Genomic DNA, 25,881 nt, shown 5'->3' on the forward strand with positions numbered 1-25,881 from the left:
CGATAAAAAATCTAATAAAAATAAAAAAAGCCAATCATGATTGATTGGCTTTTTAATAAAACTTAATGATCGTTGACGAGTTCACGTCCTAGTTTTTTCATACGTGGTTTATAGAGCACATGATAGGTAACACCTAAAATGACCAGCCATACTGGACTGACATATAGAGCTTTCAATGTATCTGGCTCTAATGCCAAAATAACTAAAGTGAAAAGCATGAATGCCAAAACAACATAACTCATCCAAACGCCACCTGGCATTTTGAATGTTGATTTTTCATGTAATTCAGGACGTAATTTACGGTAGCGTAAATAGCACACCATGATGAGACTCCAGACACTAATGAATAGAATCACACAAAGTGAACTTGCCAAAGTAAATGCTTCCATCGTGTTTGGAACAAAGTACTGAAGCACCGCTCCGCCCATGATAAAGGTACAAGAGAAAATCAAACCATTTGAAGGAACTGCGCGTTTTGATAAATGACCAAATGCACCCGGTGCCTGACCGTCTTTTGATAAACCAAACAACATACGGCTAGTTGAAAACACGCCGCTGTTCATTGAAGACATCACCGAAGAAAGTACAACTAAGTTCATGATGATGGCTGAAACAGGGATACCCGCATTTAAGAACAACTCAACAAACGGACTTTTGTCTGCACGAATATGGTCCCACGGTGTTACTGACATCACAATAAACAGTGCCAACACATAGAACAAAATAATACGTACCGGAATCGCATTAATCGCTTTCGGTAAGTTCTTCTGCGGGTCTTTGGTTTCAGCAGCCGTTGTACCTACAAGTTCAACCCCGACAAAAGCAAATACAGCAATCTGGAATCCTGCCAAGAAGCCTTCTGTACCTTTCGGGAATAAACCACCATGTGACCAAACATTACTGATGCTTGCAACAGCGCCTTGCGGAGCTTGGAAATGGCTGAAAATCATGTAGCCGCCCACTCCGATCAGACCAATAATCGCCAAGATCTTAATCAGCGCAAACCAGAATTCAATTTCACCAAATAGGCGTACTGTTAAGAGGTTAAGACCCATCACAAACAACACACAACCTGCGCTAATCATGGCCTGCTGTATTGGTGAGAAACTTGCGCCATCGGGTAGCCAGAAACCTAAATAGTTAATGACTGCTGAAAGGTCCGCAATACCCACCAGCACCCAACCTAACCAATAAGTCCAGCCCAAATAGTAACCGGCCCAAGGACCAATCAGGTCATGAGCCATATCAACAAAAGATTTGTAATGCAGATTTGCAAGGAGCAACTCGCCCATTGCACGCATTAAGAAAAAGAACATTCCTCCAATAATCATATAGATCAAAAGGATTGAAGGACCTGCGAGGGAGATAGTTTTGCCCGAACCCATAAATAGGCCGGTTCCAATTGCACCGCCAATAGCAATCAGTTGTAAATGACGGTTAGACAGTTTTCGTTGCAGATGATCAGGAGAATTTTCCGTATCTGAATGACGAGCCGTTGTCATATTAAAATTCCTTTTTGAATTCCTTTGTTAAGATCAGCAACCTATGGCGAAAATCGAACCGTATGCCATAGGTCACTGAATCTGTTCACCAAAAAATGACTGGTTAAACCGTATCTATCTTCCTTCTGTTAGATACATCATCATTTTTGGAGTAAAAACGAATTACTTTTGTGCTGCCGTCACGGCAATTTCAATTAACCAATCTGGATTGACCAAATCGGCCTGAATTGTGGCACGCGATGGAGCAACACACCCTTTTAACCAGTCAACCCAAATTGCATTTACGGTTGAAAAGTCAGAAAGATTTTTCAAATAGAGCTGCGCAGAGAGCAAACGAGATTTATCGGTATTGGCTAACGCCAAAAGTTCATCAATTGTTGCAAGAATTTCACGGGTTTGGCCTGCCACATCTTGCTCGGTATTTTTAGGCACCTGACCTGACAAATAAACCACTTTGTTAAAAACAGTCACGGCGCTCATGACTTCGTTAGTGTTAATCTTTTGTATATCTGAATTAGACATTCGGATTTCCTTATACCTGATTAATAAATTGAACACGGGCGGTGACGGCACACATCAGTTCATAACCCACCGTACCGGATGAAACTGCAACATCGTCAATAGATAGAACGACGCCTGTACTTGACTGACCCCAGAGCACCACTTCACTACCAACTTTGGCACTCTCAATACCCGTTAAATCGACTGCCAACATATCCATACTGACGCGGCCAACTGTACGCGTGCGTACTGAGTCCACTAAAACCGGAGTACCTGTTGGCGAAATACGTTGATAACCATCGGCATAGCCGCAAGCCACAATCCCAATCGTCATGGGTTGCTCTGCGACAAAGTTTGAGCCATAACCTACGCTTTCATTCGGCTCCAAATGCTGAACGGAAATAATTTCACTGCGTAAGCTCATGGTCGGTTGTAACCCCCAATCCGCAATACTATGCGTCGGGTAGTCTGGCGAGCTGCCATAGAGCATGATGCCACTACGGGCATAATCTGATTTGAGCTGGTCTTGATAACGCAGAATTGCCGCACTATTACTTACCGATCTTTCACCCGGTAAATCCTTAACAATTTCTTCAAAAGCATTGATTTGATAATCAATACCTTGCTGGCCAAAACGCTCACCATCTGCATCTGAAAAATGCATCATGTGGGTAATCTTGGATACAGTTGCCAAGTTATGTAAACGTTCCCAAGCCTGAACATAGTGCTGTGGTTTAAAACCGAGACGGTTCATACCACTGTTCATTTTTAGGCAAACATCAAATTGGGCCGCATAAGGATACTTTTCTACCCACTCGATTTGCGCTTCACTATGAATGGTGAAACTGAGTTGATATTGCACACAATCAAATAAATCTTGAGGAGAGAAAATTCCTTCGAGCAATAAAATTGGACCTGTCCAACCTAGAGCACGAATTCGTTTTGCTTCATCAAGATCAAGTAAGGCAAAGCCATCTGCTGCTTTAAACGCTTCATAAACACGTTCAATTCCGTGTCCATAAGCATTGGCTTTTACAACGGCAAAGACCTTACTGTTTGGCATAGCCTTGCGTACCACCGCCAAGTTGTTTTGTAAGGCTTGACGGTGGATGACTGCGGTAATAGGACGAGGCATGATTACTTTCCTAACGTCCGTTATGCCGCATGCGCGTGTGAATAACGCTGAATTGAAAGGCCATCGGTACTGATTTCAGTCTTATGATTCAATACGATGTCACTGATTAATTTTCCTGAACCACACGCCATCGTCCAGCCAAGAGTACCGTGACCTGTATTCAAGAACAGGTTTTTAAAGCGAGTTGCGCCAATAATTGGTGTACTGTCTGGTGTCATTGGACGTAAACCAGTCCAGAAAGACGCCTGCGCCATATCACCGCCCGGGAACAAGTCCTGAGTCACCATTTGCAATGTTGCACGGCGGTCTTCATTCAGGCCTAAGTTAAAGCCACTTAACTCAGCCATACCACCTACGCGAATACGTTGGTCAAAACGAGTAATCGCAATTTTGTAGGTTTCATCAAGCACTGTAGATTGCGGAGCAAAAGCAGGGTCAACAATTGGAATCGTCAACGAGTAACCTTTCACAGGATATACAGGCAACTGTAGATCAAGTGGTTTCAAGAAATCACGTGAATAACTACCAAACGCTAGTACATAACGATCTGCGGTTAAGACCTTACCATTGACCTGAACGCCCTTAATTTCATCGCCTTCAACAATCAATTTTTCTACGTTCTGGTTGAACTGGAAGTTAACACCTAACTCTTTGGCAATTTGAGCTAAAGCATTGGTAAATAAATAACAGTCACCTGTTTCGTCATTTGGTAAATGTAAACCACCAACCAGTTTATCTTGTGCATTTGCCAACGCCGGTTCTACACGACCAAGTTCATTGCCATTTAATAATTCGTAGCTTACGCCGCATTCTTGTAGCACGCTAATGTCACGTTGAACCGCTTCCATTTGTGCTTCTTTACGGAATAACTGCAACGTGCCTTTTGCACGGTTTTCGTAATTAATGCCTGTATCTTTTCTGAGTTCACGTAAGCAGTCACGGCTGTATTCAGCAACGCGCATCATACGTTCTTTGTTCACCGCATAACTTTGTGGATTACAGTTTTTCAGCATTTGTGCCATCCACTGTAATTGCCACATGCTACCATCTAAATTAATCGCAAGCGGTGCATGGTGTTGGAACATCCATTTCACGGCTTTAAAAGGAATTCCTGGTGCTGCCCAAGGGGTAGAATACCCAGGCGAAATTTGACCTGCATTACCAAAGCTTGTTTCTTCAGCAGGACCTGACTGGCGATCGAGAACAGTAACCTCAGCTCCTTGTTGAGCTAGATAATAGGCACTTGCCACTCCAATAACGCCGCTACCTAAAACAATTACGCGCATTTCCATTCCCTCACGCACACCAGTTTATTTAACTAGTATATTTCTGCTTCAATAGTTTATTTCACTGTTTTTCAGGCTATAATCTAGGTAAATTTATGTTTTTCTCGCGAGAATTTAAAAAAAAGAGGAAATATCTATGCGCCCCTTGGATCGTATAGATCGCATGATTCTGGACATTTTGCAGCGCGAAGGACGAATTGCGATTAGTGAATTGGCATCGAGAGTTAACCTGTCGACCACCCCCTGTTCGGAGCGTGTAAAGCGTCTTGAACGCGATGGCATTATCATGGGTTATTACGCTCGGCTAAACCCAGCCTTTGTCGACCGTAACCTGCTGGTCTTTTTAGAAATTAAGTTATCTGCCAAATCTGGCGATGTGTTTGATCAGGTGGCTAGAGATTTAGTTGAGATTCCTGAAGTGCTTGAATGTCACCTTATTTCAGGCGAATTTGACTACCTCGTAAAAGCGCGTTTAAAAGAAATGAGTGCATATCGCCGCTTATTAGGAGATCTGCTAAAGAAACTCCCTGCTTCGGCATCGTCACACAGTTATGTGGTTATGGAAGAAGTCAAAGAAACTCTATATCTAGATGTAAGTAAGTAAAGCGAGCATTAATTGAAATCGCTTTACTCACTTTTGGAAATTAGAAATATTTTAAAATCGAGATATGCTTGTTTTGATGTTTGAACTTCGAGAACCATTTAACTGCTGGATAGAGCGCAAAAGACAGCGCAATCGTAATTAGCCACAGCATCCACACATGGTTGACCGACAAATAGTTTCCGTAGTTGGTTCCCCACACACTGAGTGCAAACACATACATGAGTTTCAACACATATAAATGCAGTAAGTAAAAGAACATAGGCACCGAGCCAAACACCACCAAGGGTTTTAGAAACGAATATTGCTGCATACGCTCAAAAGCCACCAGCACAATCAAGCCAATTCCAACATTCAGCAAAATAAATAATAAAGACGGTGGATACTTAGTGAGGTTAAAAAAGCTCATGAGACTCAGTTGGAATGACTCAAAATGTTGCCACGGCTGGTCGCCATAGACATTGATAAAACGCAGTAAAACAAACAATCCAATACTTACTAAACCAAGGCTAAGTAAAGTGCGGCTTCTTTGCTTTGCTGAATATTTTGAACTAAAGAACTGGCCTAATGCATAGCCCAATAAAATCACCCCAATCCAAGGTAAAACTGGATAGCTTGTGCGAAGCTTGATGTCTGCAATCTCAATCCAACCACGGTCATGTAAAACAAACCATATATTTTGCAAGACGCCTTGTGAGAAGTGCACTGAATCTAATAAATTGTGCCCAAAAATAATAACCAAACCTGCGCCTGCAAGAACAGGCAAAGGCAAACTTACACAGCACGCTAGCACCACCATGCTAATACCAATCGCCCAGATCACCTGTAAATAAATGGCTTCGGGTGGAAAAGTCGCTGTCCATGCAAAATTCACAAGGGTAAGCTCTAACACAATTAAAAATAAGCCGCGTTTTAATAGGAAGGCACGTGTTTGCTGTAAATCTTGTTTTTTTGATTGAAATAAAAATGCAGAAATACCCGTTAAAAGTACAAAAACCGGAGCGCAAATATGGGCCAATAATCGACTGCCAAATAAAGCCGGTTCTGTTACTGTTACGTCCATTGGATCGGTAACCTGTTTATGTAAATAGAAAGTTTCTCTTACATGGTCGAGCAACATAATAATGATGACCAGACCGCGTAAAGCATCAATCGACTGTAAACGTTCAATATTTTTTTCTATAGACATAGCGGTAATCAATAAAATAATGTAACGTTATACTATTACATTTAATTCCTTTTGTCTTTTTATGGCTGATTATTTATGCGACACAAATTAGGATTGTTGTCTTCGTTAGGTCTATCATTTATATCGACCCTCACTTGGGGAGAGGAAACATCAACGGTACTTGAGACCATACGCATTCAGGCCGAAAGCACCCGAGAAGATGTGAGCCAAAATAGCCCGGCAACTAAATTTACTCACGATGTTTTAGATGTCCCTTTTAACCGTGCTTATCTTTCTAAACAAATAATGGAACAACAAGACGTTCAACGAATTGATGACGCATTAAGCTTAGTGAGCGGTGTTTTTCATCAAAATAGTTTCGGTGGTGGTTTTTGGGATAATTACTCTTTCCGCGGTTTTAGTACCGATCCCAATTTAGGTGCCTCAATGATCCGCAACGGCTTGAGTGTCAACCGAGGGATTAGTGCTCCAAAAGATGTAGTAAATATTGAATCTTTAGAGTTTTTAAAAGGTCCAATGGCGGCGCTATATGGCCGCGGCGAAACAGGAGGCTTACTTAACCTCAACAGTAAAAAACCACAGTGGGAAAGCGAAAGTGAAGTTAACCTACGTGCCAATACCCAAGAACAATACAGAATAAGTCTGGAACACACTGCCCCTATTAACGATGAACTGGCCTATCGTGTAGCAGTGGCTCATGAAGATAATCAAAGCTTTCGTGATCATGTCAGTAGTGAACGCTGGTTCTTTTCACCGCAGCTCACATGGAAAATTTCAGACCAAACACAACTCGACTTTGATAGTGAATTTACAGAGCATAAAGGAACCTTTGACCGTGGTGTCAGCACCGTCAATCACCAGTTTGTGATGGACCCGAAAACCTTTACAGGTGAACCTGACGACGGCGATTTGAAAATAAAAGATTACTTTTACCAATTACGTCTGAGTCACGAATTTAACCCTGACTGGAAGCTAAATAGTGCTGTCAGTTATAAAGATGCCAAAATGGTCGGCTTTGCAACCGAACCTCGTCGTATGCAAGCCGATGGCCGTACTTTAGAGCGTCAACGTCGCTATCGTGATTATACAAGCCAAGATGTGCTGGCTCAGACAGAGTTACTTGGCAAGGTTGATACCTCGTGGGCTCGCCATGAAATTTTACTTTCAACCGAGCTTGGTCAACTCGACTATAAACAATATCAACTGCGTCGAAACCATGATTCAAACTCTCCCACTACAGTGAATACTATTGATATTTACCAACCTGAATATGGTAAATATTTACCGAACTTAGCTCCATTTACCAACACTAAAGAGCGCCAACGCTATTTTGCACTCAATATTCAAGACCAGATCTTTTTTAATGATCAGTGGAGTGTGCTATTTGGCAACCGTTTTGATCAGGTCGAACAAGACTTTGAAAATCACCTGACTCAGACTGAAAGCAACCAAACGCTTCACCAGAATAGTCCACGTTTCGGAGTAAATTTTAAAGCCTCTGACCAATGGGCGTTTTATAGCAACTATGGTCGCTCATTTGCCATGAATAGTGGTATGAATCGAAATGGTCAGACTTTTGCCCCTGAAAAAGGCGAAAGTTATGAGGTCGGCACCAAATATAAAATAAATGATCAAAGTGTGCTTAGTCTCGCTTTGTTTAAAATGAAAAAACAGAATGTACTGACAACCGATCCAATCGACAGTAATTTTCAAACCGCAGCAGGTGAAGTGAGTAGTAAAGGAGTTGAGTTTGACTTAAATAGCCAGATCACTGATCGCTGGTTCGTCAATGTCAACTATAGTTATACCAATGCTCAAATTGAAAAAGACCAAGACTTGGCAAAAGGCGCGCGGCTGAGCAATGTTCCTAAACACCAAGGTGCTATAAGCACTAACTATGAGTTTCTACAAGAAGGTGCAAGAAAAGCAGGTGTAGGTGCCAACCTCACCTATGTGGATGAGCGTAGCGGGCATAATCTAGATAATGGATTTAACTTACCAAGTTATACGCTGGTCAATTTAAATAGCTACTATGCACCATCTGACCGTTTACGTTATCAGCTCAATGTAAATAATCTGTTTGATAAAACCTACTATGTCTCAAGTTATAGCGATTTATGGGTTCAACCAGGTGAGCCACTGAATGCTTCAATCTCGGCACAGTGGAAATTTTAATTTATCTATAAAATAAAAAAGCCCGAATAGTTTCGGGCTTTTGATTAGAACATACCATTTTCATTGACGAGTGGGTCGGGCTGTACTTGTCCAATATCCCAAAACTCAGCAATTTTACCCTTTTCAAAACGGCAAATATGAACCACGGCCAAGGTGGTTAACCCATTCATTTGCATTTCAAGTTTTGAATGCACAGCAACCAAATCGCCCTCTTCAATGACATGTTGAACATCAAAGACTTTGTTGGGAGTTTCAATTGCACTTTCACGCATCCCTTCCCTCAAAGAAGTCGCATCACCCGCATAATAAGGGTTGTGATGCTTGAAGTTCGGCGCAGTGTAATTGCTGTAAGCTTCATCGACTTCACCAGCTGCGGCAAGCTCTAAAAACCGTACTGCAATTTGTTTTTGAGATAAGTTCATGATTATCTTCTACTTTTTATTTTAGACCTTACTGCAACAGGTCATCTTCTTCGTCTTCCTCGAAGACATAGGCCATACAGCCCCATCCATCATATTCGCCCTGAAATTTCTCAGCGATGCTGGCAAACCATTGTTCCAAGTCAACAATGTCTGAATACTCAGGTTCCATGTTAACGAAGATAGTAATCACCCATTCATTTGGCTCAACAGAGTCATCTTGAAAAAGTGAAACTTTTTGTTCTTGATAAAGCAAATACAGCGCACATTGCTCTGCATTTTTCTGATCATGAAAAGCAATAGAAAATTCAATTTCATGCAGCTCGGTTAAGTCATCCCCATCTTCAGCCATTTGCCAAAGTACGTTGCCGTTATCGTCATCTGGAAATTGTTCGTAGTCACGAGTCATAAAATGTTCCTTGTTGTTGTCGCAGTATTAATATTATTCGACATCAAGAATACCCGACTTTTATTGCAGTTTGGGTATATATTCCGTTCCCAATTGCATCAAATTAATTTTTTAATTATATAAATTTTAAAAAGGCACTTGTGACTCAATCACTACATCCGTTCCATTTAAGGGATGTTGGAAAGCCAAATATGCGGCATGTAAGGCCATGCGGTTTAAGCGAAAACGTTTAGGCTCAGGGTGATATAACTTGTCCCCCATAATCGGATGTCCTATATGCATCATGTGCACACGTAGCTGATGTGAACGTCCTGTTACTGGTTCAAGTAATACTCGACTTTGATTGTTCTTTTCATCATAAATGAGTGGTTGAAACAAGGTTTTAGCATGTTTTCCTAATTCAAAATGTACAATTTGTCTTGGGCGATTTTCCCAGTCAGTAATGAGAGGAACTTCAACGCTGCCCTCTTGTGCGACTTGGCCTTGCACCAACGCAATATAATGCTTTTTAACTGTTCTGGCCTGAAACATTTTACTTACAGCAACTTCTGCATCACGATGCTTGGCAAACATAAGTAAGCCCGACGTCGCCATATCTAAACGATGCGTCACTTTAGCCAAAGGGAATTTTTCTAACACCCGTAAATAAGCACTGTCATGATGCTCTGGTAAACGGCCCATTACCGACAACAAACCCGCAGGTTTATCAACCACAATTAAATCGTCATCTTCAAATAGAATTGAAAGTGGATCTTGTGGTGGAGCGTAAACAAAGTTGTCGTTTAAAGGCATGGTCGTAGAAGCAGCAATGGAGCATGGCGGCAAATCATAAAGAAATTTCGGTTCTACCGCAAAATAATCTATAACGCTCTACTCATGTTCCACGTGAAACTCAGAAAATCTTTATCGTTTTTTATTCATTTCAGCCAAAAGATCGAGCTGAATTTCTTGAATATGCGCAAGTCTTTCCCATTGATGCGACAAAAGATGATCCATTTTTTCATGCAAATGGCGAATCTCAAGCTCGGCTTTTAAATTAATCTGGTAGTCATGTTGAGAACGTAAGCGGTCTTTTGCTTCTTGGCGATTTTGGCTCATCATAATAATAGGCGCCTGAATTGCAGCTAAACATGACAATACTAAATTCAGCAAAATAAAGGGATAAGGATCAACAGGCCGTACTACCATTACGACCGTATTTAGAATAATCCAGCCTGTCAAAAATAGAGCAAAGCAAATAAGGAAAGCCCAACTTCCTCCAAATGATGCGATTTTATCTGCCAGTTTTTCCCCAAACGTCCATTTTTGATCAAAGTCGGATTCGGTATTTCGGCTAATTAGCTCGTGGCGTTGCATACTGCCAATCACTTCATTTTCTAAATTAGAGAGTTCACCCTTTTCTGAGCGTAATAGCGACTGCACATATTTAATTCGATAATCTGCCAGATCGGCCCGACAAATAAAACTTGAGTAATTCCAATCTGGATAGTCTTTTAAAATTTCGTCGCTAATCACATTACGGATGACTTCACCAGACACTAGATCTTTTAAAGAAAAATTTTTCCCACAAACGGCGCACTGCCGACACTGATTTTTATTTTCCATATTATTCAGCTCTTTATTATGATAATAAGATTATTATATAAACAATTTTGGCTGATCACATCGTAAATAAAAATAGTAATCTAACCTAAAATCTGTAAAGTCGCTGGTACGATTTTTCGATGGGCAGGAATTACAGGTAGCATATACAATCGCCCAAGCCAATTTTTAATATGCACTATTGTAGTTACGGTAAGCACTTGGGTATCTTCATTTTTATAAATAGATAAAGTCACATTTAAGTGCTTGTCATCGTCTCCAATCACTAATTCATTTTCGGTACGCTGCAAAAAAGTAAAAATTCCAATTCGGTCACCTGCCACATACTCATTTTCTTTTTTATGAGTATCAATCTGCTTAAAACTTCCTAAATCTTTAAGCCCAATCTTTGAAGTAATTTTATTACGCATATTCATGCTCCACTCTATCCACTGCGGAGTGTGCTGAAATAGCTTAATAAGCTGCTCAAATACACTTAGATCAGGTTGACCAAGCACAATGCTCCACGAGTCGTGGAAGTAGGCATTGTTCAATTGAGATGAGATTTGACTATCGATAGGTAAAGCAGAAAGATAAGGCTTATTCATAAATTATATTCTTGTAAAGTATCGTTTTTATTATAGAGAATTTTTTAGGGTGTCAAGGGAAAACATCTATGGTTTACTTCAACAATCATAACTTTGTAAGTTATAACCTTGTGCCTATAAACTTTTGATCTATAGCGTCCTAAGCCGAATCGAGACCTTTTGGGTGAGTACACACTAACGTTATACGTTTTGGTGCATGCTACTCTTTTCGATCCCTATCACACCCTTGAGATATAGTTTAGCCACCACCCTGCGGGATTGTTTTTCTAAGAAAAGCGAATTTTTATTATTTTTGGGATTTTTTACAACATTAAGCCAATTTAAAAGAATTTATTCCCATTTAAACATAATTAGTTAAATTTAAATTCCACTTTATTTGTATTTTTCGGTTTATTTTACCAAGAAAATTTTTTAAGCCAAATTGGAAGTTCGTTCAACCGCGCATGTTTAGCCCAATAACTCATGTAAAGCTGACTCCCTAATCTCCACTTTTAAGCATTTTTATTCTTTGGGCATTATTCTTAGAGATAACTTTTGCGCTTGAATACATTATAAAAACATATTATAAACTATTTCTAACCAAATAATTGGTTTTTTGGAACTTTATAATGAACAACAATATTATAATTTTTGGTTATGGAACGGGTATTTCCAAAGCCGTAGCACATAAGTTTGGTAAAGAAGGCTATAAAATCGGGTTAGTGGCACGTAATAGTGAAAAACTCGAAAAAGCCATTTTAGAACTTAAAACACAAGGTATTGAAGCTTATGCTTTTGCATGTGATTTAGCGGTTCTTGAAGATATACCAAATCTTATTAATCGTATTAAAGACCGATTAGAAGAGATTAAAAATATTCATTGGAATGCTTTCCATGATATTGAAGGCAATATATTAGAAACCCCTCCACTAGAGCTTACCAAAAGCTTTCATATTCGTGTTTCGAGCTATATTGCGACGGTACAAGCTTGCTTAGGCGATTTAGAGAAGAACCACGGTAGCATTTTATCGACAAACGGAATTTTTGCTTTCGATGCAGTTGGTATCGACTTGGTTGCCAAAGAATATTCATCGTTAGCAACCACCGCTGCCGCTCAATACAAAACCACCAATTTACTTGCTCATAGTCTAGCGGACTCAAATGTTTATGTGAGCCAAGTGATTGTGAATGGTTTTGTTGATGGGACATCTGGAGCACAAGATAAGACCTACACGGTACATCCAGAAACCATTGCGGAGCAGTTCTGGTACTTACACCAGCATAAGCAAGAAACTGTTTCCTTTTGTGGTGAAGCTATTCAAGCTGCTTAAACTATTTCTTATGACAGAAGAAGCGTAATAAATTACGCTTCTCTGAAATTTTTTAATTTATATTTGTATGTCTCAGAAATATTTAATTATTTTTCATACTCTGAAGGATCAATTTTGTATTCTTTAAATAAAATTGAACGTACAGAGTCTTTTATACGCTCATCATGTTTAATAATTAAATAAATATCTTTTTTAGTCAGAGGAATTTCTTTTAGCAAATCAGGCAAGTCCTTCGACCTTATACCACTGACTTCACTAGGTTGTTTTAAGATATCTGGGTCTTGTTCTTCGAATTTAAAATCTACACCTTGTAAATTGAAATAAACCATAACCCTTCTGTTCAAAGAGTCACTATCATCATATAAAACAGTACCTTCTGGTAAAATATAATATTCTGGCAAAGTGCTATTTTTCGAATATTTACCTTCAAACGAATATATCTTTAAAGGTTTTTCTAAAACATGAATTTCGGGTGTTTTTGTGCGGTTCCAGAAGTAATAATTTAATAAGGACTGTATGATGAAAATTGAAATTAGTACGGTAATTAATAAATTCTTTTTCATATCCTCTTCTTATTAAAAAGATCTTTTATTATTTAACTACAAATTCATAGGTTTTAGTTAGCTTATTATCGCCGCGCCCATAAAAATATGTATTAATTACAATTTTGTATTTTCCTTTATATTTAGGAATACCTTCTATTTTTATGTGATTGTATCCATCTATATCATCTACGGGAGTAATTTTAACTCCCTGATTTTCCGGAATATTAGAAGTTAATTCAAAATGTTGTTCAGAGACTTTTCCACCTGTAATTTTTAATTGTTGGGTATATGTTTGCCCTACGTAAGCAACTGGAAGACTTTCAGGTTCAACCGTATATTTATCCTGACATCCGCCCGTAAGTAAATAGGGAATTACGCAAACTATCCAGAAAAATTTTATAGTCTTAATCAAATTATTGTTCTTCCCATACAATTGGAAATTTTTCTGATTTAGAGATATTACCAATCATTGCAGAGAAAACCGCTTGGCATTCTAAATTAATTTTTTTAACTGAACTTATATGTATAGGCTCACAGCTTCCATTATCATTATTTGAACAAAATTCTACAGATACATCAATTTGGTTATTCTCAAATCTATCGATATCCACATCTAATGTTTGCTGAGGATCAATCATACTTTCACAAATAAACTTTTTTGATGATGATTTTTTTATTTTATTTAAAACTTCCTTACCTTCAATTTTCATAGCAAAATTTAATTTTTCATTGCTTTTTATAATATGATCTATTGTGAAATTTGAGATTTTTTCACTACATCCAGTTAAAAAAATTAGTCCTAATAGATAAAGAAATTTTTTCATTCCAAACTCTATTGAAAATTGGATTTTCTTATAGCTTCTTTTGATACCAAAATACTATCTACCACAACTTTACTGCTTTGTAATAAGCCACCAAAGACTACTCTACAAGACATATTGCTAGTTAATAATTTTTCCAATTGGTTCTTAGCGATACATACATTCATTGATTCATCTTCGCAAACTTTGAAGTATCCAGACAAAGTATATTTTCCATTCTTTAACTTTTCTCCTTCAACTGAGATAGCACCTACAATAAGATAATTTTTAATATTATCGCACTTAAAATGTGAATATTTATAATTCCCGTTTTGATAAAAATTCTTTAAATCATCAGTTGTTTCTAAATTAAATTTAAAAATATCAACACTCATACCATCCATATGAGAATAAGTTAAATTCTTAAGGGCCATATCTTTAAAATTTTCTTTCTCATTTTTGGCTAAAGGATTACAACTTGACAATAAAATGGATAAAATAATTAAAAAATTTCTCATAAATTATTTATAAATCTTTGAAATATTTTATTTAGAATTAACCCTGTAAGTATATTCCTTTGTAAATTTTCCATCACCACTACCATATATTCCACCAGAGATTTTAATTTTAAAATCACCACTATATTTTGGAACCCCATAAATAACTAAATGATTATATGCATCAGAAACATCTTGATTTATTGGTTTAACAACAACTCCCATATCCTCTTTAAAATCTGTAGTTATTTGTACAGTATAAGGTATAACTACACCTCCACTTACATCTATTTTTTGATTATATAACTTACCCACTGTACCTGCAGGGATTTGATTGGGTTCAACTGGATAATCCTTCTTACCACACCCAGAAAGCACAATAGTAAGAAATAAAAATATAAAAGACTTATTCATTAAAAAATTTCCTTTTTAATAATCATGGCAAAAAAAACTTTTTTTTCAAAATTATACAATGATAATTTTGACTTAATCACTTGAGTGTTTACTCCCCATGAGAATGCTTTGAGTTTTACATCAGTTTTATAGGGGTCCGTTGAAGAAGTTATAGCTTTTCCATTAGGTTGTTTTAACTTATCTGTCCAAACAATCCAGTGGTCTGGTAGACTTTGCGTTCCTGAACTTGAACCACTATTTAATAAGCTTGCGGATATCAAAGTAACTATATAATAATCTGGACCAGCATACTTATTAATCTCACCAATTAAAGTAGGATTATAGCCAGTTATATAAAATGGAAAAGTCTTTAGAATTTTAAACCCTGAACTTTTAAACCAACTTTCCATTTCCCACCAAGCGGTGATACCTGCAACTTCTTGACTAGGATCTTTTAATTGGAATGCTTTATTCTCAGATTCTCTTAAGCTAGCTAAAGTTATCCAATCAATTGGTGGAATTTTAGGTAATTCACCATCATAAAAATTCTTTACACGCCGACATCCACTTAAAGATGGCTTAATCTCTAAATTACCAATTTTTGTAAGCCCCTTCTCCCAAAGTTGTTTTACTGCCAGTTTATATTTAGTAGGGCTTAAATTAATAAGGCAGAAAAAATATGCAGCAGGACCACATAAAGAAGCATAAGATTGATCAGGTAGTGGCTCATTTAAACGGGCCTGTAAACCTGCTTCAATCTGTATCTTTGAAAACGGATCCTTAGCCTCGCCAGGCTTACAGCCAGGATCTATACATTGAAAAATTCTTTCTCTACTCAAATTGAGCTGGAATGTGTTTTTCGAATTATTATCTTTGATAACTTTAGTCACATAATTAGCTTCATTATACTGTACCTTACTTATATTAGTATTCTGACTAAAATTTGCAGAAGTATAAGATTCGATCTTATCTGGCACAATATAATTACTTAATACTAAAGCTTCTTTTCCACTTATACTTAATCGATATAAGTCAAGAATAATTACACAATCTCTTATACTTTCGATACCTAATTTATTATCATCTATCTCAGCAGATCTTGTTTGATAAAGATTATTTCCTACTTTTTTGAATTCCTTACTTGTAAAAAGTATCGAAGTTTCTGCTTTATTTGTTACGGTATTGTAAACATACAGCCTATATTTCAATAAGCTAGTTTTTACATTTGTTTCCAAAACAACATAAGGGTAATACTTTGCCATTATTATTTTTACTCTATATCAATTTTTTCATCTTTAAATAAATGAAGTGATATCTCTTCTGGTTGGTAGGATTTAAATAGATCTGTATATCCCTTATCATCCGTACGGCCTTCTACAATATCTCCATTAGGTAAGAAAGCGATATATTTATGATTAGCAAAGTTATTGCCATCTTTATCTTGCAATAAATATCTCAAGTTATATTTATTAATTTCTCCTAATACAGGCAATGCAGGAACATTAGCATTCACACTCCCGCCTCCCATAAACAAATGCTGTCCAGCTTTCACCTCAAACTTACCGCTTGTGGTCATAAAAATGCCTGAACCAGTAATTTTGACTTGAGAGCCACCTGCGGTGAGCACAATTTCTTTGGCTGCTGTGGCCTCAATTTTGTCTTCAGTCGAAATCACCTGCACAGCTTTACGGGCAATTAAATCTGCTCCGTCACCTTGAGCCTGTATCTCAACTTTGCCTTTACCTGCATAAAGTCTTGCACCTTCTTGAGCAGCAAAAAGGCTGATTTTATTTTGGGCATGTGCAATCAAGTTCTTTTGAGTAGACAGATTAATGCTGTCCCCAGCAGTTTGGTTTAGCTGCCCATCTGCACTTAAGTGAATGTCTTCGTTACTGCTCAATGCAACACTATTTGGGCTCGCCAACAACATAATCGCCTCTTTAAAGGTTTTAGCTTTTGCGTTGTCTTGCTGCTCGAGTTTTTCAATAAAGGATTTTAAGTTTTCTAAATTTTCTAACGGATCAGTTTGCTGATTTTTGGCAACTTCACTGAGTGCTTTGGCATTGTTGAGGCCGCCTTCTATTTGTTGTTTGGCCTCATTTGCATCGAGGTGTACACCTTGAGCTTGATCCTGTTTGTGAGTACTAACGAGTAAGCCACTGCCAGCTCTTACCGCGCCCCATTGGTCTGTTCGTAGTTCAAAACCTTCACCTCGGCCATCACTTTCCGCCTTGTCTTTGGGATGGCTTAAGTTACCGAGGTTTAGCTGACTGGCTGCATGGCTGCTTTGTAGCTGGGCACTGATCTGACCTGTGGTGTCATCAAAACGGAGTTGGTTAAAACCTTTGCCATCGACTTCTTCAGAACGGATGCCACTGAGTTTTTTTGTATCAGGTAACTTGCCTTTCTGGTCGAACTGGGTTGGGTGACGTTCAGCTTCATGAATACGGCCCACCACAAATGGACGGTCAATATTGCCGTCAAAAAAGTCGATGACAACGATTTCACCCACGCGAGGTAAGAAGCGTGCGCCATAACCGGCGCCCGCCCACGGAGTCAGCACATCGACCCAAGCGGAGTCGGTGTCATTGTCGTTACTGCCTGCTCCCCCATCATGACTATGGTCGTCAGTTCGGGTAAACAAGAAACGGACTTTAATGCGCCCCCACTGGTCGACATGGATGCTTTCGCCGTCCAGCCCCACCACTCTAGCACGCTGTGGGTAAGCTGCTGGTCGGTGTTCTAGTGGGTTATATTCAGGCACCGCTTTAATATTACGTCGAACGACATTTAGCTCAGCAAAGTGGCGCTGCTCAGGGTTTTGGTTGTCGAGTTGCGCAGCCTTGAACTTGTCTTTTGGTAATAAGTGCTCAAGTTGCTGTTGTAATTCTTTAGGTAAATTATTTTGGTTATAGTAGTGCTTGCTTAAGATTAAGAGCTCTTTGTCCGCACTGTCATGTTGGTCGAGTTCAGGATGGTCATTCAGCTCAAACCAGTAACCCACCTGTGCATCACGGACGTTACCCGAAACGGTAAATTGTTTAGAACTCAGGTGATGGTATGCATTGATGTGCTGGTTAAGCTGTTCAATCTGACTATTACCAGAAGCAGTAGCTTGGTCTTCACCATTTAGGTCTTGCATCCACGCTGGGCTGACATGCCATGCATCTTCAAGGTTTAAGCTGGCATTGTCATAGTGTTCGCTGTGCTTTTGTGTGCCTTGTACGCTGCCACTGCCTTCTTCTTGTTGTAGGGCATCGGCTTGCCAGCGTTGCACATGAACCGAAGTCGGTTGTAAGCGGCGCTCTGCCTTGACTTGGGTAATGGTATCAAACTGTTCTGTCGCACTGCTACGTTGGTAGCGCAGGCTACGACGTTCAAGTGCCTGATAGTTTTGGTTATCATCAATTAAACGTAACACTTGTGGCTGAATGGAAGCATTCGGGTCAGCGACAAAAAGCTGTGATTCATCGACCAGCCAGTTAATGCCTTCACTACGCCACAAACGGATTAAAAAGTCATAATCGCTTTCGTTAGACTGCATCACAAATGGACGCACATCGTAGTCTTTGGTTAACCCAGATGTGTCGAGGGTTAAGCTTGCGGCAAATAACGGGCTTTTACCCTGCCATTCTTTAAACAGAATTTCACTAATATCGCGCACGCTTTTGTTCATAAACACGCGGCTATTACGACGTTTATGCCAGAGCGCAGTTGGGTCTTTTAAGGTAAGGTTATAAATGGTGAGTGAACCGTCGCTTTGCCCTTGGCTCGCTTCGGTAGTAATTCCTGTTGTTCTAAAAAATTGGCCTGTGTCAGTGACCTGATCGACGGCAACCTGACAGCCAATAAATTGTTTTAATGCAATATGTGCGTTGGTCGATAGACACAGTAACTCAGCAACGCTACCTTGGTTGAGCGTATGTTCGCCCTCGATGCGTTGCAAGAAGACTTGCTGATTTAAAGACTGATTTGAGAATTGGATATGAACAGCGCGATTTTGTGAAACAAGGCCTAAACGCTCCAATATACTCGACACACTCATCTGCATTTTTATTATCAATCAAACTTATATTTAGGCCGCATTTTAATTAAAAAAAGACTAATCTGTCTATCTATACTCATTTTCAAAATGTAACTAGTCTAAATATGCAGTTTTAGGTTAATTTCTTATTAAATAGGTATTTAAACCGTAAAATTAGATCATTTTAAGGCGGTGTGAATTATTTGTAGATGCTTAAGTGATATAGCTGAGCACGGTATAATGAATGCGTAGTACAACTTGGCGAAGAACTATTTAAGCCTTTATAAATTTAAAAAATCAAGTAATTTCAAATAACTGCACATAAAAAATTAATAAGCTTGAGATTCAAGACAGTTCTTTTTTGAGTGAGCACTATTCATAAAGTAATTAATTCCCACCACTTATAAAATGTATGTATGACCTATTTTATTGTTTTTATAAGGTCACATTCATTTCGATTTTAAATTACCCTTCCCATTTTCTAAAAACGAGACAGGTATTTACCCCACCAAAACCAAAGCTATTACTCATCACTGTTTTTAGTTCGACTTCTCTGCTCGTTTGAACAATATCAAAACTTTTAGCTTCTTCTCGTAGCTCGGTAATATTAATACTTGGCGCGATAAAGCTATTTTGCAGCATTAAAATAGAATAAATGGCTTCATGTACCCCTGCTGCCCCCAAACTATGTCCAGTCATCGACTTGGTCGAACTGAGTGGCGGTACTTTTTCGCTACCAAAAGCTCTTTCTATAGCCAATAGCTCTGGAATGTCTCCGGCTGGCGTTGAAGTGCCATGCGTATTGATATAGTCAATCGTTTCAGAGCCATTTTGCTTGGCTTCTGCGAGTGCCAATTTAATGCAACGGGTCGCGCCTTCGCCACTTGGGGCTACCATATCGACACCGTCACTATTGGCAGCGTACCCAACCACTTCTGCCAAAATTTTTGCTCCGCGCTTTTGGGCATGGCTTAAAGACTCCAAAACCACCATGCCACCGCCGCCAGCGATCACAAAGCCATCGTTATCTTTTGAATATGGGCGTGAAGCTGTTTCTGGTGCATCGTTATATTTAGAGCATAATGCGCCCATCGCATCGAATATTGCTGTTTGGGACCAATGGTCTTCTTCACCGCCACCTGCCAGCATTAAGTCTTGTTTTCCAGAAGCGATTAGGTGAAATGCATAGCCAATTGCATCGGCTGAAGTGGCACAGGCACTCGCGATTGATTGAGAGATACCTTTTAGGTTGAAAGCATTTGCTAAGTTAGAACTAACCGTATTTGTAAGATAGCGTGGTACTAAATCAGACGATACTTCGCTTGCACCTTTTTCTTTTAAGCTATGCAGCATGTCAATAATTGAAGCTGTCGAGCTGCCACCTGTTCCTCCAATCACGCCATATTTTGAGTTGTTGGCAATATCACTCACATCAAGCTCAGCATGTCGTAGCGCATCGACTGCCGAGTTATAGGCATACATGGCACAAACGCCCATGTGTTTTTTTAATTCTGGATCAATATTTTCAAAATCCATTTCGGCAGTGGCACTCACATGACTTCGAAAGTTTAATTTTGCATAGACATCGTTATAGCGAATGCCTGAGCGACCTGCTTTTAAGGAGTCGGTTACTTTCTCTAATGTATTTCCAATACAGGAATTAATTCCCATACCTGTTATTACGACACGTTCCATTCTTATCTCTATAAAAACAACAAAAATAGATCTTAACAATCAAGTTCTTTTTTGGAACTGGCAAAATATTTCTATATTTATTATTTTTTCTCATCAAATATAAATAAAAAGTTAATAATAATATTTTATTTTAAAAATAAATTTAGTTTTATTATTAAATCAAAAATATTTTAAATATTAAATTGACGTAATTAAAATCACCAATTATTATCTCGTTGCTGGCCTACATTGCCAGACGGTTTTGACAGACCGTAACTCGTAGCGGGTTATAGTACAATCTATAAGTCGTTAGACCCTTGCGTCCCCTTTTCTTTGCGGTAGGACGGGAGGGGGACGCCCCGTGCGTGCTGGTTCTACGAGTCCAGTCTGTCAACCCCCTTTCGTTCTACCACCATAAATTAATTCGCGGTAATCTGGTGGTAGGACTCCATAATTTTAAGGAGTTGACTATGACATTTTTCAAACTTATTCCCTCTCTCATTTAACTATTTTATTTATTTAAAATTTAGGTTTTTAATGCCTAGTTTTTTAAATTTATAAATTAATTTTATTTTAAAAATTTAATTATTTTATTTTCCTATATTTTTAGGAGGATTAATTATTACCTAAAAATTATTTTAAATTTATTATATTTTTATTCTACTCATGGATATAAATCACTATGAGAATATTATGACAATTTATAAACCTATTATGGCTTTAAGTTTCGTTCTAGGTAGCTATGGTTTTTCAGTTTGCAAAGTCCTGTTCTCCCACGGGACTTTGCCCCTACTTTTTAGCTTCATGCAGCGGTGTGACAAAAGTAGTCTGGGATAAGCGTTTGGCTTAGCTCCTTTATCTCTGTGCTGCAATGGTTTATTACTTTAAATCAGCGCAAAAGATTAAAGCCTGTTGTGGCGCAGAGGCTTAAAGATGTTTGGTTAGTTGAGCTTGTGTTTAGATTTAATAAATTCAAATAATTCTTTAAAAAGAGGATGCCATTCTTCTGTTGGAGGGTTTAAAAAAGGATGCCAGAAAAAATCGAAAGTTAATCCATTATCATCTTCACAAAAATGTGACCATTTATCTTTTAAAGCCTCATGTGTACTACACACAAAAACATGCCAATCAGGCCCTGCCTCTGAAGGAATATGTTTACCTAGGTATGAATGAATTTGAGCACTCTTTATTCCAGATTCTTCATAAAGCTCACGCAAAGCGGCGTGTTCTAACTGTTCTTGATGCTCCACGGTGCCTTTAACGATTTGAATTCCTGCTAACGGATGTCTAAATACTAAAATCTCCAAGTTATTATTTATTTCCCTAAATACCACAGGAACCACTTTTTCTATTAAAGTCATGATCATTTTCTTCTTTAAATTTAAGTGGATATTATAAAACTTAGTAAAATCTCAGCAACTTTATAATCAATCAAGCTATTCTGTGCTTACATTAAATTTTTGAACATTTATTAGAATGAACTATACATGGGACGAATTTGAGCAAAGACTTAACACCTATAGAGATGTAACTATTGATCTTGCAAGAATCTTGGATGCGTATGAACTTCAAATAAAAGAACTTCTTCAACAAATCCAATTATTAACTTATGAAGATTCTCTACCTATATTTAATCAGTTATATGAAATACAGGCACATTTAGCTACTGCCAAATTCCGCTATGATCTCGAATTAAATGAAGCTTTGAATATATTTGTTTATCATTTTGATAGAGATGACAAAGAGCTTATAAGCCAATATTGGTATAAAGAATTTAAGAAAAACAAAGATATTCTTTGGCCTTTACCTCAAAATGATTAATGGCTTGTACGTTTTAACCTACAAACTTTTAGGGATTTTGCGGATTGGCGACACCCCTCTTTTTTCCTAATATGAACTCATACAGGAACAGGATGTTCCGGAACATAAAACAACAATAATAGGTTCAAGCACCAGGAGCGTGAGATACGACAGGAGTCATATCTAGCAACCAAATACGAAAAAGCTCGACAGGACGTCGGGCTTTTTTTATATCTGAATATTGGAAGATTCTAGGGATTAAAAATCTCAGGTAGGCTATCTGCAAGAATATTAGGAATGTTGTTTGGATAAACAATCTCATCTGTTTGGCTTAGCTCTTCAAACGTCCACCAACGGCTTTTACTAATCACAAGCTTTTCATGTTCTGACCAGTTTGCTGTATTCACTTCTTCATTTTTAATAAAAACAATAAAAAGCCTTTCTTCAGAAATCACAACTTCTGCACTCGGCAACATCATTTCAAAATTGCGTGTTGCAACATGAGTGCCTACATTTTGTCTGACTGCGCCCAACTCTTCATAAAGCTCTCGGCAAGCTGCTTGCTCGAAAGTTTCCCCTTCTTCAAGCCCGCCACCTACGGTTGCCCAATATGATTGTCCAGCCAAAGCATCATTTGTATGAGTAAACTGAAATAACAAAATTTGATGATTTTCATTAAGAACTAATAGTCTTGAAGATTTTCTAATACGCATTTGATTTTTTCTTAAAGCAACAAGGTGGCTATTATTCATATTCACTTTGAAAAGTTAAATTATTTCTGAATGTACGCTTTAACCTACAAGCTTTTAGGGATTTTGCGGATTGGCGACCTCCTACTTTTTTCCTATGATGAGTTCATACAGGAACAGGATGTTCCGGAACATAAAACAACAATAATAGGTTCAAGCACCAGGAGCGTGAGATACGACAGGAGTCATATCTAGCAACCAAATACGAAAAAGCCCGACAGGATGTGGGGCTTTTTTTTATTGCCATTTAAAAATAACCTAAAAGAAAATTCTTATACTGTTTTATTCACAACATACCTTTGAACTACTTGGTTGAGAGTAATTTCAGAGTGAAGGCGGCCATTGTTTGCTTGAATAGTTTTTGCAGAAGCTAAATTAGATTTATAACAATGTATATGTAACTCCGTTAGGCCTAGCTTCCATGCCTCCTGAATTGTAAGCTCTAACAATTTCGAGCCAAAATTCTGTCCACGTTTAGAAGGACGAATACCTAAACCAATATGCCCACCACAATATTCAATCTGTTCATTGAGTTTAAGTCGCAAGTTAGACGCGCCAATAATTTCATTACCTTCTACTAACCAATATGTAATGTTGGGAACATGCCCTTCTTCTAGGGATTCCCCTTTTTCATAATCTCTCAGTTTATTCAAAAATGATTCAAAATTTGTATGGTCAAACTCCGTTGTCAAAGGGTGACGATCTTCATCTGCTAATTCATTAATATAGTTGTTATAACTCTCTTTAAACCTTAAATGAGGTTTTACCAACATAACGGTCATTTATTCATTACTCCCGATAAAATTGTTCTTTTTACAACCAAACTTAAACATAACATATTGTTATCAATAGCAACTCTTATTCTTCTCAACATCTTAAATGATTAGGTAAAAGTAAGCCCCCTCTATTCGCCCCCTCTGTAACTACAAAACGCCCTACACCATGTTTCAATGTACGTTTTAACCTACAAACTTTTAGGGATTTTGCGGATTGGCGACACCCTCCTTCTTTACTATTATGAACTCATGCAGGAACAGGATGTTCCGGAACACAAAACAACAATAATAGGTTCAAGCACCAGGAGCGTGAGATACGACAGGAGTCATATCTAGTACCCAAATACGAAAAAGCCCAACAGGATGTTGGGCTTTTTTTATTGCTGTTTAAAAATGATGTTTAGGCTAAACCTATAGAGGACTATGCGCCTGTTCTTGCTTTTTATGGCGTATCCAACGTACCGCTAAAATTACCGCAATCAGCACTACTACCGCGACAAGCGCAGGCACTAACATGGCTGAAACTGAAAGTAAGATTGCTCCAATCCACTCTCCTGTCGCAACGACAAAATTACCCAAGCCACCCGTAGTTGCAGTCGAAACACCGCGTGCAGCGACTGTACTCATTTGCACCACACCAGCCGTACCACCGCCCACAATAATCGCTGCCGCCCAACTGGCAAACTGAGACATTTCGCCACTACTAACCGCCATTGTCGCTAATGTACCCGCGATCATCGCCGCAGGAGTCGCGACTGTGTCTAAGGCATTATCGACCCAAGGAATGTAATAGGCTGCAATTTCACATACCGTTGCCACGCCCAAAGCCAAACACACCGATGGCAGAGCTAACCATTCAAATCCTTTCGATGGCTCAAACCATCCCATCATGGTGGCAATGCTCATGACCAGTAGCGGCACAAACACGCGAAAACCGCAGGCAGCGCTCAGCCCCACGCCAATACATAAACCCAATATTGTTTCCATAACGGTTTCCTTTTCATGCCCATCGCGGGTCTTGTTATGTAAGTCTTATTTTTAAACTAACAAAAAGCCCCATCGGGTGACAGGGCTTTTTGTTAAATGCGAACGCAAATATTATTTCATTCTTAACGTTTAAACTCAGTGCAATAGCATTTAGTGCAAGGTGGTAAAGGGTCTGTGTTAATTTCTAAAAACACTCTATGTCCGCACTGAGCACAGAAATAGAAGCCTGTTCCGGGTTTTTCGCCAGCTGTTACCATGATTACATTCCTATAATCGTATATATATTAAACAGGAATATAACCCACTTAAAGTGAATGTCAATTGTCCATTTCGCCCGATGATGATGGCATAAATGCAAAAAATGTTATTTGTACGATTTATCTTACATAGATTTAGGGATTTAGCGGATTGGCTGTCTCCTGCTTTTTTTCTAATATGAACTCATACAGGAACAGAATGTTCCGGAACATAAAACAACAATAATAGGTTCATGCATCAGGATCGTGAGATACGACAGGAGTCATATCTAGCAACCAAATACAAAAAAGCCCGACAGGATGTCGGGCTTTTTTTATACGATAAATCACTTTAAAGAAAATACATTCGAATCAAATTTGCCGCAATAAGCATAAGAATAATAGCTGTTAAACCTGTCAACAAATTGAGTAGTACTTTAGCGATATTTGATAAGTTTGCTTTATAGATCTTAACATTTATACCATAGGCACTTGCTCCAAGAGCTCCACCAATAGCACCTCCAACCAACATAAGTACGAGTGGCCAGCCACATAATAGATGAGCTTTAACTGGTAACTTCCTCTCAGCTTGATTATCTAATTTATTTGTTGTTTCCAATTTTTGATCCTTTTTTATATGGATATTTATCTAAAAAAATCTATTTTAAATGCAATTTTTATGAG

General features: G+C 38.5%; 28 protein-coding genes. 4 read left to right on the forward strand and 24 right to left on the reverse strand.

From position 1 onward, the window contains the following. Positions 1-62 precede the first annotated feature (62 nt). The 4 genes from ACTJJG_RS13290 to ACTJJG_RS13305 all read right to left on the reverse strand — a co-directional run bounded on the left by ACTJJG_RS13290 (position 63) and on the right by ACTJJG_RS13305 (position 4,424). Positions 63-1,502 carry an amino acid permease gene (locus ACTJJG_RS13290; protein ID WP_032012772.1) on the reverse strand — a complete coding sequence of 480 codons (1,440 nt, stop codon included), beginning with the start codon at positions 1,500-1,502 and terminating at the stop codon, positions 63-65. 162 nt (positions 1,503-1,664) lie between these two features. Next, the gene (locus tag ACTJJG_RS13295) at positions 1,665-2,024 is read right to left on the reverse strand and encodes a RidA family protein (protein ID WP_000071347.1); all 360 of its coding nucleotides are present in this window, start codon (positions 2,022-2,024) and stop codon (positions 1,665-1,667) included. A gap of 10 nt (positions 2,025-2,034) precedes the next feature. Next, positions 2,035-3,138, reverse strand: a complete 1,104-nt coding sequence (alr, locus tag ACTJJG_RS13300) for an alanine racemase (protein WP_372552766.1) — start codon at positions 3,136-3,138, stop codon at positions 2,035-2,037. 20 nt (positions 3,139-3,158) lie between these two features. Beyond that, complete coding sequence (locus ACTJJG_RS13305; protein WP_004795376.1) at positions 3,159-4,424, reverse strand: D-amino acid dehydrogenase; 1,266 nt, start codon at positions 4,422-4,424, stop codon at positions 3,159-3,161. 136 nt (positions 4,425-4,560) lie between these two features. Between ACTJJG_RS13305 and ACTJJG_RS13310 the strand changes: the two genes are divergently transcribed. Beyond that, positions 4,561-5,028, forward strand: coding sequence for an Lrp/AsnC ligand binding domain-containing protein (locus tag ACTJJG_RS13310; protein ID WP_005804788.1), 468 nt, complete (start codon positions 4,561-4,563; stop codon positions 5,026-5,028). Between the two features lie 40 nt (positions 5,029-5,068). Here the strand turns inward: ACTJJG_RS13310 and ACTJJG_RS13315 are convergent, their stop codons facing one another. Continuing rightward, the gene (locus ACTJJG_RS13315) at positions 5,069-6,214 is read right to left on the reverse strand and encodes a DUF1624 domain-containing protein (RefSeq protein ID WP_372552767.1); all 1,146 of its coding nucleotides are present in this window, start codon (positions 6,212-6,214) and stop codon (positions 5,069-5,071) included. 75 nt (positions 6,215-6,289) lie between these two features. On the opposite strand from ACTJJG_RS13315, the gene ACTJJG_RS13320 reads away from it, so the two are divergent. Continuing rightward, the gene (locus ACTJJG_RS13320) at positions 6,290-8,389 is read left to right on the forward strand and encodes a TonB-dependent receptor (protein WP_372552768.1); all 2,100 of its coding nucleotides are present in this window, start codon (positions 6,290-6,292) and stop codon (positions 8,387-8,389) included. A gap of 44 nt (positions 8,390-8,433) precedes the next feature. Here ACTJJG_RS13320 and ACTJJG_RS13325 read toward each other — a convergent pair whose 3' ends face one another. From ACTJJG_RS13325 to ACTJJG_RS13345, 5 genes are all read right to left on the reverse strand, one after another. Further along, positions 8,434-8,811, reverse strand: a complete 378-nt coding sequence (locus ACTJJG_RS13325; protein ID WP_005071906.1) for a nuclear transport factor 2 family protein — start codon at positions 8,809-8,811, stop codon at positions 8,434-8,436. A gap of 28 nt (positions 8,812-8,839) precedes the next feature. After that, positions 8,840-9,217: a ribonuclease E inhibitor RraB gene (locus ACTJJG_RS13330; protein ID WP_005079563.1), complete on the reverse strand. Its 378-nt coding sequence runs from the start codon at positions 9,215-9,217 to the stop codon at positions 8,840-8,842. Positions 9,218-9,343: 126 nt separating this feature from the next. After that, complete coding sequence (locus tag ACTJJG_RS13335; RefSeq protein ID WP_005079564.1) at positions 9,344-10,009, reverse strand: RluA family pseudouridine synthase; 666 nt, start codon at positions 10,007-10,009, stop codon at positions 9,344-9,346. Between the two features lie 111 nt (positions 10,010-10,120). Beyond that, positions 10,121-10,822, reverse strand: a complete 702-nt coding sequence (locus ACTJJG_RS13340) for a DUF1003 domain-containing protein (protein ID WP_005079566.1) — start codon at positions 10,820-10,822, stop codon at positions 10,121-10,123. Between the two features lie 80 nt (positions 10,823-10,902). Further along, positions 10,903-11,406, reverse strand: coding sequence for a DUF2867 domain-containing protein (locus ACTJJG_RS13345; RefSeq protein ID WP_057073958.1), 504 nt, complete (start codon positions 11,404-11,406; stop codon positions 10,903-10,905). A gap of 608 nt (positions 11,407-12,014) precedes the next feature. Between ACTJJG_RS13345 and ACTJJG_RS13350 the strand changes: the two genes are divergently transcribed. Then, complete coding sequence (locus ACTJJG_RS13350) at positions 12,015-12,716, forward strand: SDR family NAD(P)-dependent oxidoreductase (protein WP_069119630.1); 702 nt, start codon at positions 12,015-12,017, stop codon at positions 12,714-12,716. A gap of 86 nt (positions 12,717-12,802) precedes the next feature. Here ACTJJG_RS13350 and ACTJJG_RS13355 read toward each other — a convergent pair whose 3' ends face one another. The 9 genes from ACTJJG_RS13355 to ACTJJG_RS13395 form a co-directional block, all read right to left on the reverse strand. Further along, on the reverse strand, positions 12,803-13,279 hold the full coding sequence (locus tag ACTJJG_RS13355) for a hypothetical protein (protein ID WP_068543907.1): 477 nt from the start codon (positions 13,277-13,279) through the stop codon (positions 12,803-12,805). A 28-nt stretch (positions 13,280-13,307) separates the two neighbouring features. Beyond that, positions 13,308-13,646, reverse strand: coding sequence for a hypothetical protein (locus ACTJJG_RS13360; RefSeq protein ID WP_081310328.1), 339 nt, complete (start codon positions 13,644-13,646; stop codon positions 13,308-13,310). Positions 13,647-13,674: 28 nt separating this feature from the next. After that, entirely contained in the window at positions 13,675-14,085 is a 411-nt protein-coding gene (locus ACTJJG_RS13365; RefSeq protein WP_069119632.1) for a hypothetical protein, read from the reverse strand. Positions 14,086-14,093: 8 nt separating this feature from the next. After that, a complete protein-coding gene (locus tag ACTJJG_RS13370; protein ID WP_068543365.1) occupies positions 14,094-14,579 on the reverse strand; it encodes a hypothetical protein in 486 nt (161 codons plus the stop codon). Between the two features lie 27 nt (positions 14,580-14,606). Then, entirely contained in the window at positions 14,607-14,972 is a 366-nt protein-coding gene (locus tag ACTJJG_RS13375; protein ID WP_068543362.1) for a lipoprotein, read from the reverse strand. After that, positions 14,972-16,213 carry a hypothetical protein gene (locus ACTJJG_RS13380; protein WP_032064049.1) on the reverse strand — a complete coding sequence of 414 codons (1,242 nt, stop codon included), beginning with the start codon at positions 16,211-16,213 and terminating at the stop codon, positions 14,972-14,974. The genes ACTJJG_RS13375 and ACTJJG_RS13380 overlap by 1 nt, the downstream gene beginning before the upstream one ends. A gap of 8 nt (positions 16,214-16,221) precedes the next feature. After that, positions 16,222-19,002, reverse strand: a complete 2,781-nt coding sequence (locus ACTJJG_RS13385; RefSeq protein WP_440608957.1) for a DUF2345 domain-containing protein — start codon at positions 19,000-19,002, stop codon at positions 16,222-16,224. A 438-nt stretch (positions 19,003-19,440) separates the two neighbouring features. Continuing rightward, complete coding sequence (locus ACTJJG_RS13390; RefSeq protein ID WP_032070582.1) at positions 19,441-20,670, reverse strand: beta-ketoacyl synthase N-terminal-like domain-containing protein; 1,230 nt, start codon at positions 20,668-20,670, stop codon at positions 19,441-19,443. Positions 20,671-21,590: 920 nt separating this feature from the next. Next, entirely contained in the window at positions 21,591-22,010 is a 420-nt protein-coding gene (locus tag ACTJJG_RS13395) for an NUDIX hydrolase (RefSeq protein ID WP_032070581.1), read from the reverse strand. A gap of 115 nt (positions 22,011-22,125) precedes the next feature. Here ACTJJG_RS13395 and ACTJJG_RS13400 point away from each other — a divergent pair, with 115 nt between their 5' ends. Further along, the gene (locus ACTJJG_RS13400) at positions 22,126-22,470 is read left to right on the forward strand and encodes a hypothetical protein (protein WP_069030206.1); all 345 of its coding nucleotides are present in this window, start codon (positions 22,126-22,128) and stop codon (positions 22,468-22,470) included. A 230-nt stretch (positions 22,471-22,700) separates the two neighbouring features. Here ACTJJG_RS13400 and ACTJJG_RS13405 read toward each other — a convergent pair whose 3' ends face one another. The 5 genes from ACTJJG_RS13405 to ACTJJG_RS13425 form a co-directional block, all read right to left on the reverse strand. Next, positions 22,701-23,201 (reverse strand): NUDIX hydrolase, encoded by a 501-nt coding sequence (locus ACTJJG_RS13405; RefSeq protein WP_032070579.1) that lies wholly within the window; start codon positions 23,199-23,201, stop codon positions 22,701-22,703. 269 nt (positions 23,202-23,470) lie between these two features. Then, entirely contained in the window at positions 23,471-23,980 is a 510-nt protein-coding gene (locus ACTJJG_RS13410) for a GNAT family N-acetyltransferase (protein WP_014208072.1), read from the reverse strand. Positions 23,981-24,385: 405 nt separating this feature from the next. Then, positions 24,386-24,961 (reverse strand): DUF4126 domain-containing protein, encoded by a 576-nt coding sequence (locus ACTJJG_RS13415; RefSeq protein WP_032070578.1) that lies wholly within the window; start codon positions 24,959-24,961, stop codon positions 24,386-24,388. A gap of 122 nt (positions 24,962-25,083) precedes the next feature. Beyond that, positions 25,084-25,218: a zinc ribbon-containing protein gene (locus ACTJJG_RS13420; protein ID WP_080777074.1), complete on the reverse strand. Its 135-nt coding sequence runs from the start codon at positions 25,216-25,218 to the stop codon at positions 25,084-25,086. Positions 25,219-25,549: 331 nt separating this feature from the next. Then, positions 25,550-25,816, reverse strand: coding sequence for a hypothetical protein (locus tag ACTJJG_RS13425; RefSeq protein ID WP_005071845.1), 267 nt, complete (start codon positions 25,814-25,816; stop codon positions 25,550-25,552). Positions 25,817-25,881: the final 65 nt, after the last annotated feature.

Source organism: Acinetobacter sp. 22512, assembly GCF_052044755.1.
Classification (GTDB): domain Bacteria; phylum Pseudomonadota; class Gammaproteobacteria; order Pseudomonadales; family Moraxellaceae; genus Acinetobacter; species Acinetobacter pittii.

What these genes read in the sequence shown, in the direction of transcription:
- ACTJJG_RS13290 (WP_032012772.1), bottom strand. Translation starts at nt 1,502, where the DNA reads ATGACAACGGCTCGTCATTCAGATACGGAAAATTCTCCTGATCATCTG.
- ACTJJG_RS13295 (WP_000071347.1), bottom strand. Translation starts at nt 2,024, where the DNA reads ATGTCTAATTCAGATATACAAAAGATTAACACTAACGAAGTCATGAGC.
- alr (WP_372552766.1), bottom strand. Translation starts at nt 3,138, where the DNA reads ATGCCTCGTCCTATTACCGCAGTCATCCACCGTCAAGCCTTACAAAAC.
- ACTJJG_RS13305 (WP_004795376.1), bottom strand. Translation starts at nt 4,424, where the DNA reads ATGCGCGTAATTGTTTTAGGTAGCGGCGTTATTGGAGTGGCAAGTGCC.
- ACTJJG_RS13310 (WP_005804788.1), top strand. Translation starts at nt 4,561, where the DNA reads ATGCGCCCCTTGGATCGTATAGATCGCATGATTCTGGACATTTTGCAG.
- ACTJJG_RS13315 (WP_372552767.1), bottom strand. Translation starts at nt 6,214, where the DNA reads ATGTCTATAGAAAAAAATATTGAACGTTTACAGTCGATTGATGCTTTA.
- ACTJJG_RS13320 (WP_372552768.1), top strand. Translation starts at nt 6,290, where the DNA reads ATGCGACACAAATTAGGATTGTTGTCTTCGTTAGGTCTATCATTTATA.
- ACTJJG_RS13325 (WP_005071906.1), bottom strand. Translation starts at nt 8,811, where the DNA reads ATGAACTTATCTCAAAAACAAATTGCAGTACGGTTTTTAGAGCTTGCC.
- ACTJJG_RS13330 (WP_005079563.1), bottom strand. Translation starts at nt 9,217, where the DNA reads ATGACTCGTGACTACGAACAATTTCCAGATGACGATAACGGCAACGTA.
- ACTJJG_RS13335 (WP_005079564.1), bottom strand. Translation starts at nt 10,009, where the DNA reads ATGCCTTTAAACGACAACTTTGTTTACGCTCCACCACAAGATCCACTT.
- ACTJJG_RS13340 (WP_005079566.1), bottom strand. Translation starts at nt 10,822, where the DNA reads ATGGAAAATAAAAATCAGTGTCGGCAGTGCGCCGTTTGTGGGAAAAAT.
- ACTJJG_RS13345 (WP_057073958.1), bottom strand. Translation starts at nt 11,406, where the DNA reads ATGAATAAGCCTTATCTTTCTGCTTTACCTATCGATAGTCAAATCTCA.
- ACTJJG_RS13350 (WP_069119630.1), top strand. Translation starts at nt 12,015, where the DNA reads ATGAACAACAATATTATAATTTTTGGTTATGGAACGGGTATTTCCAAA.
- ACTJJG_RS13355 (WP_068543907.1), bottom strand. Translation starts at nt 13,279, where the DNA reads ATGAAAAAGAATTTATTAATTACCGTACTAATTTCAATTTTCATCATA.
- ACTJJG_RS13365 (WP_069119632.1), bottom strand. Translation starts at nt 14,085, where the DNA reads ATGAAAAAATTTCTTTATCTATTAGGACTAATTTTTTTAACTGGATGT.
- ACTJJG_RS13370 (WP_068543365.1), bottom strand. Translation starts at nt 14,579, where the DNA reads ATGAGAAATTTTTTAATTATTTTATCCATTTTATTGTCAAGTTGTAAT.
- ACTJJG_RS13375 (WP_068543362.1), bottom strand. Translation starts at nt 14,972, where the DNA reads ATGAATAAGTCTTTTATATTTTTATTTCTTACTATTGTGCTTTCTGGG.
- ACTJJG_RS13380 (WP_032064049.1), bottom strand. Translation starts at nt 16,213, where the DNA reads ATGGCAAAGTATTACCCTTATGTTGTTTTGGAAACAAATGTAAAAACT.
- ACTJJG_RS13385 (WP_440608957.1), bottom strand. Translation starts at nt 19,002, where the DNA reads ATGCAGATGAGTGTGTCGAGTATATTGGAGCGTTTAGGCCTTGTTTCA.
- ACTJJG_RS13390 (WP_032070582.1), bottom strand. Translation starts at nt 20,670, where the DNA reads ATGGAACGTGTCGTAATAACAGGTATGGGAATTAATTCCTGTATTGGA.
- ACTJJG_RS13395 (WP_032070581.1), bottom strand. Translation starts at nt 22,010, where the DNA reads ATGACTTTAATAGAAAAAGTGGTTCCTGTGGTATTTAGGGAAATAAAT.
- ACTJJG_RS13400 (WP_069030206.1), top strand. Translation starts at nt 22,126, where the DNA reads ATGAACTATACATGGGACGAATTTGAGCAAAGACTTAACACCTATAGA.
- ACTJJG_RS13405 (WP_032070579.1), bottom strand. Translation starts at nt 23,201, where the DNA reads ATGAATAATAGCCACCTTGTTGCTTTAAGAAAAAATCAAATGCGTATT.
- ACTJJG_RS13410 (WP_014208072.1), bottom strand. Translation starts at nt 23,980, where the DNA reads ATGACCGTTATGTTGGTAAAACCTCATTTAAGGTTTAAAGAGAGTTAT.
- ACTJJG_RS13415 (WP_032070578.1), bottom strand. Translation starts at nt 24,961, where the DNA reads ATGGAAACAATATTGGGTTTATGTATTGGCGTGGGGCTGAGCGCTGCC.
- ACTJJG_RS13420 (WP_080777074.1), bottom strand. Translation starts at nt 25,218, where the DNA reads ATGGTAACAGCTGGCGAAAAACCCGGAACAGGCTTCTATTTCTGTGCT.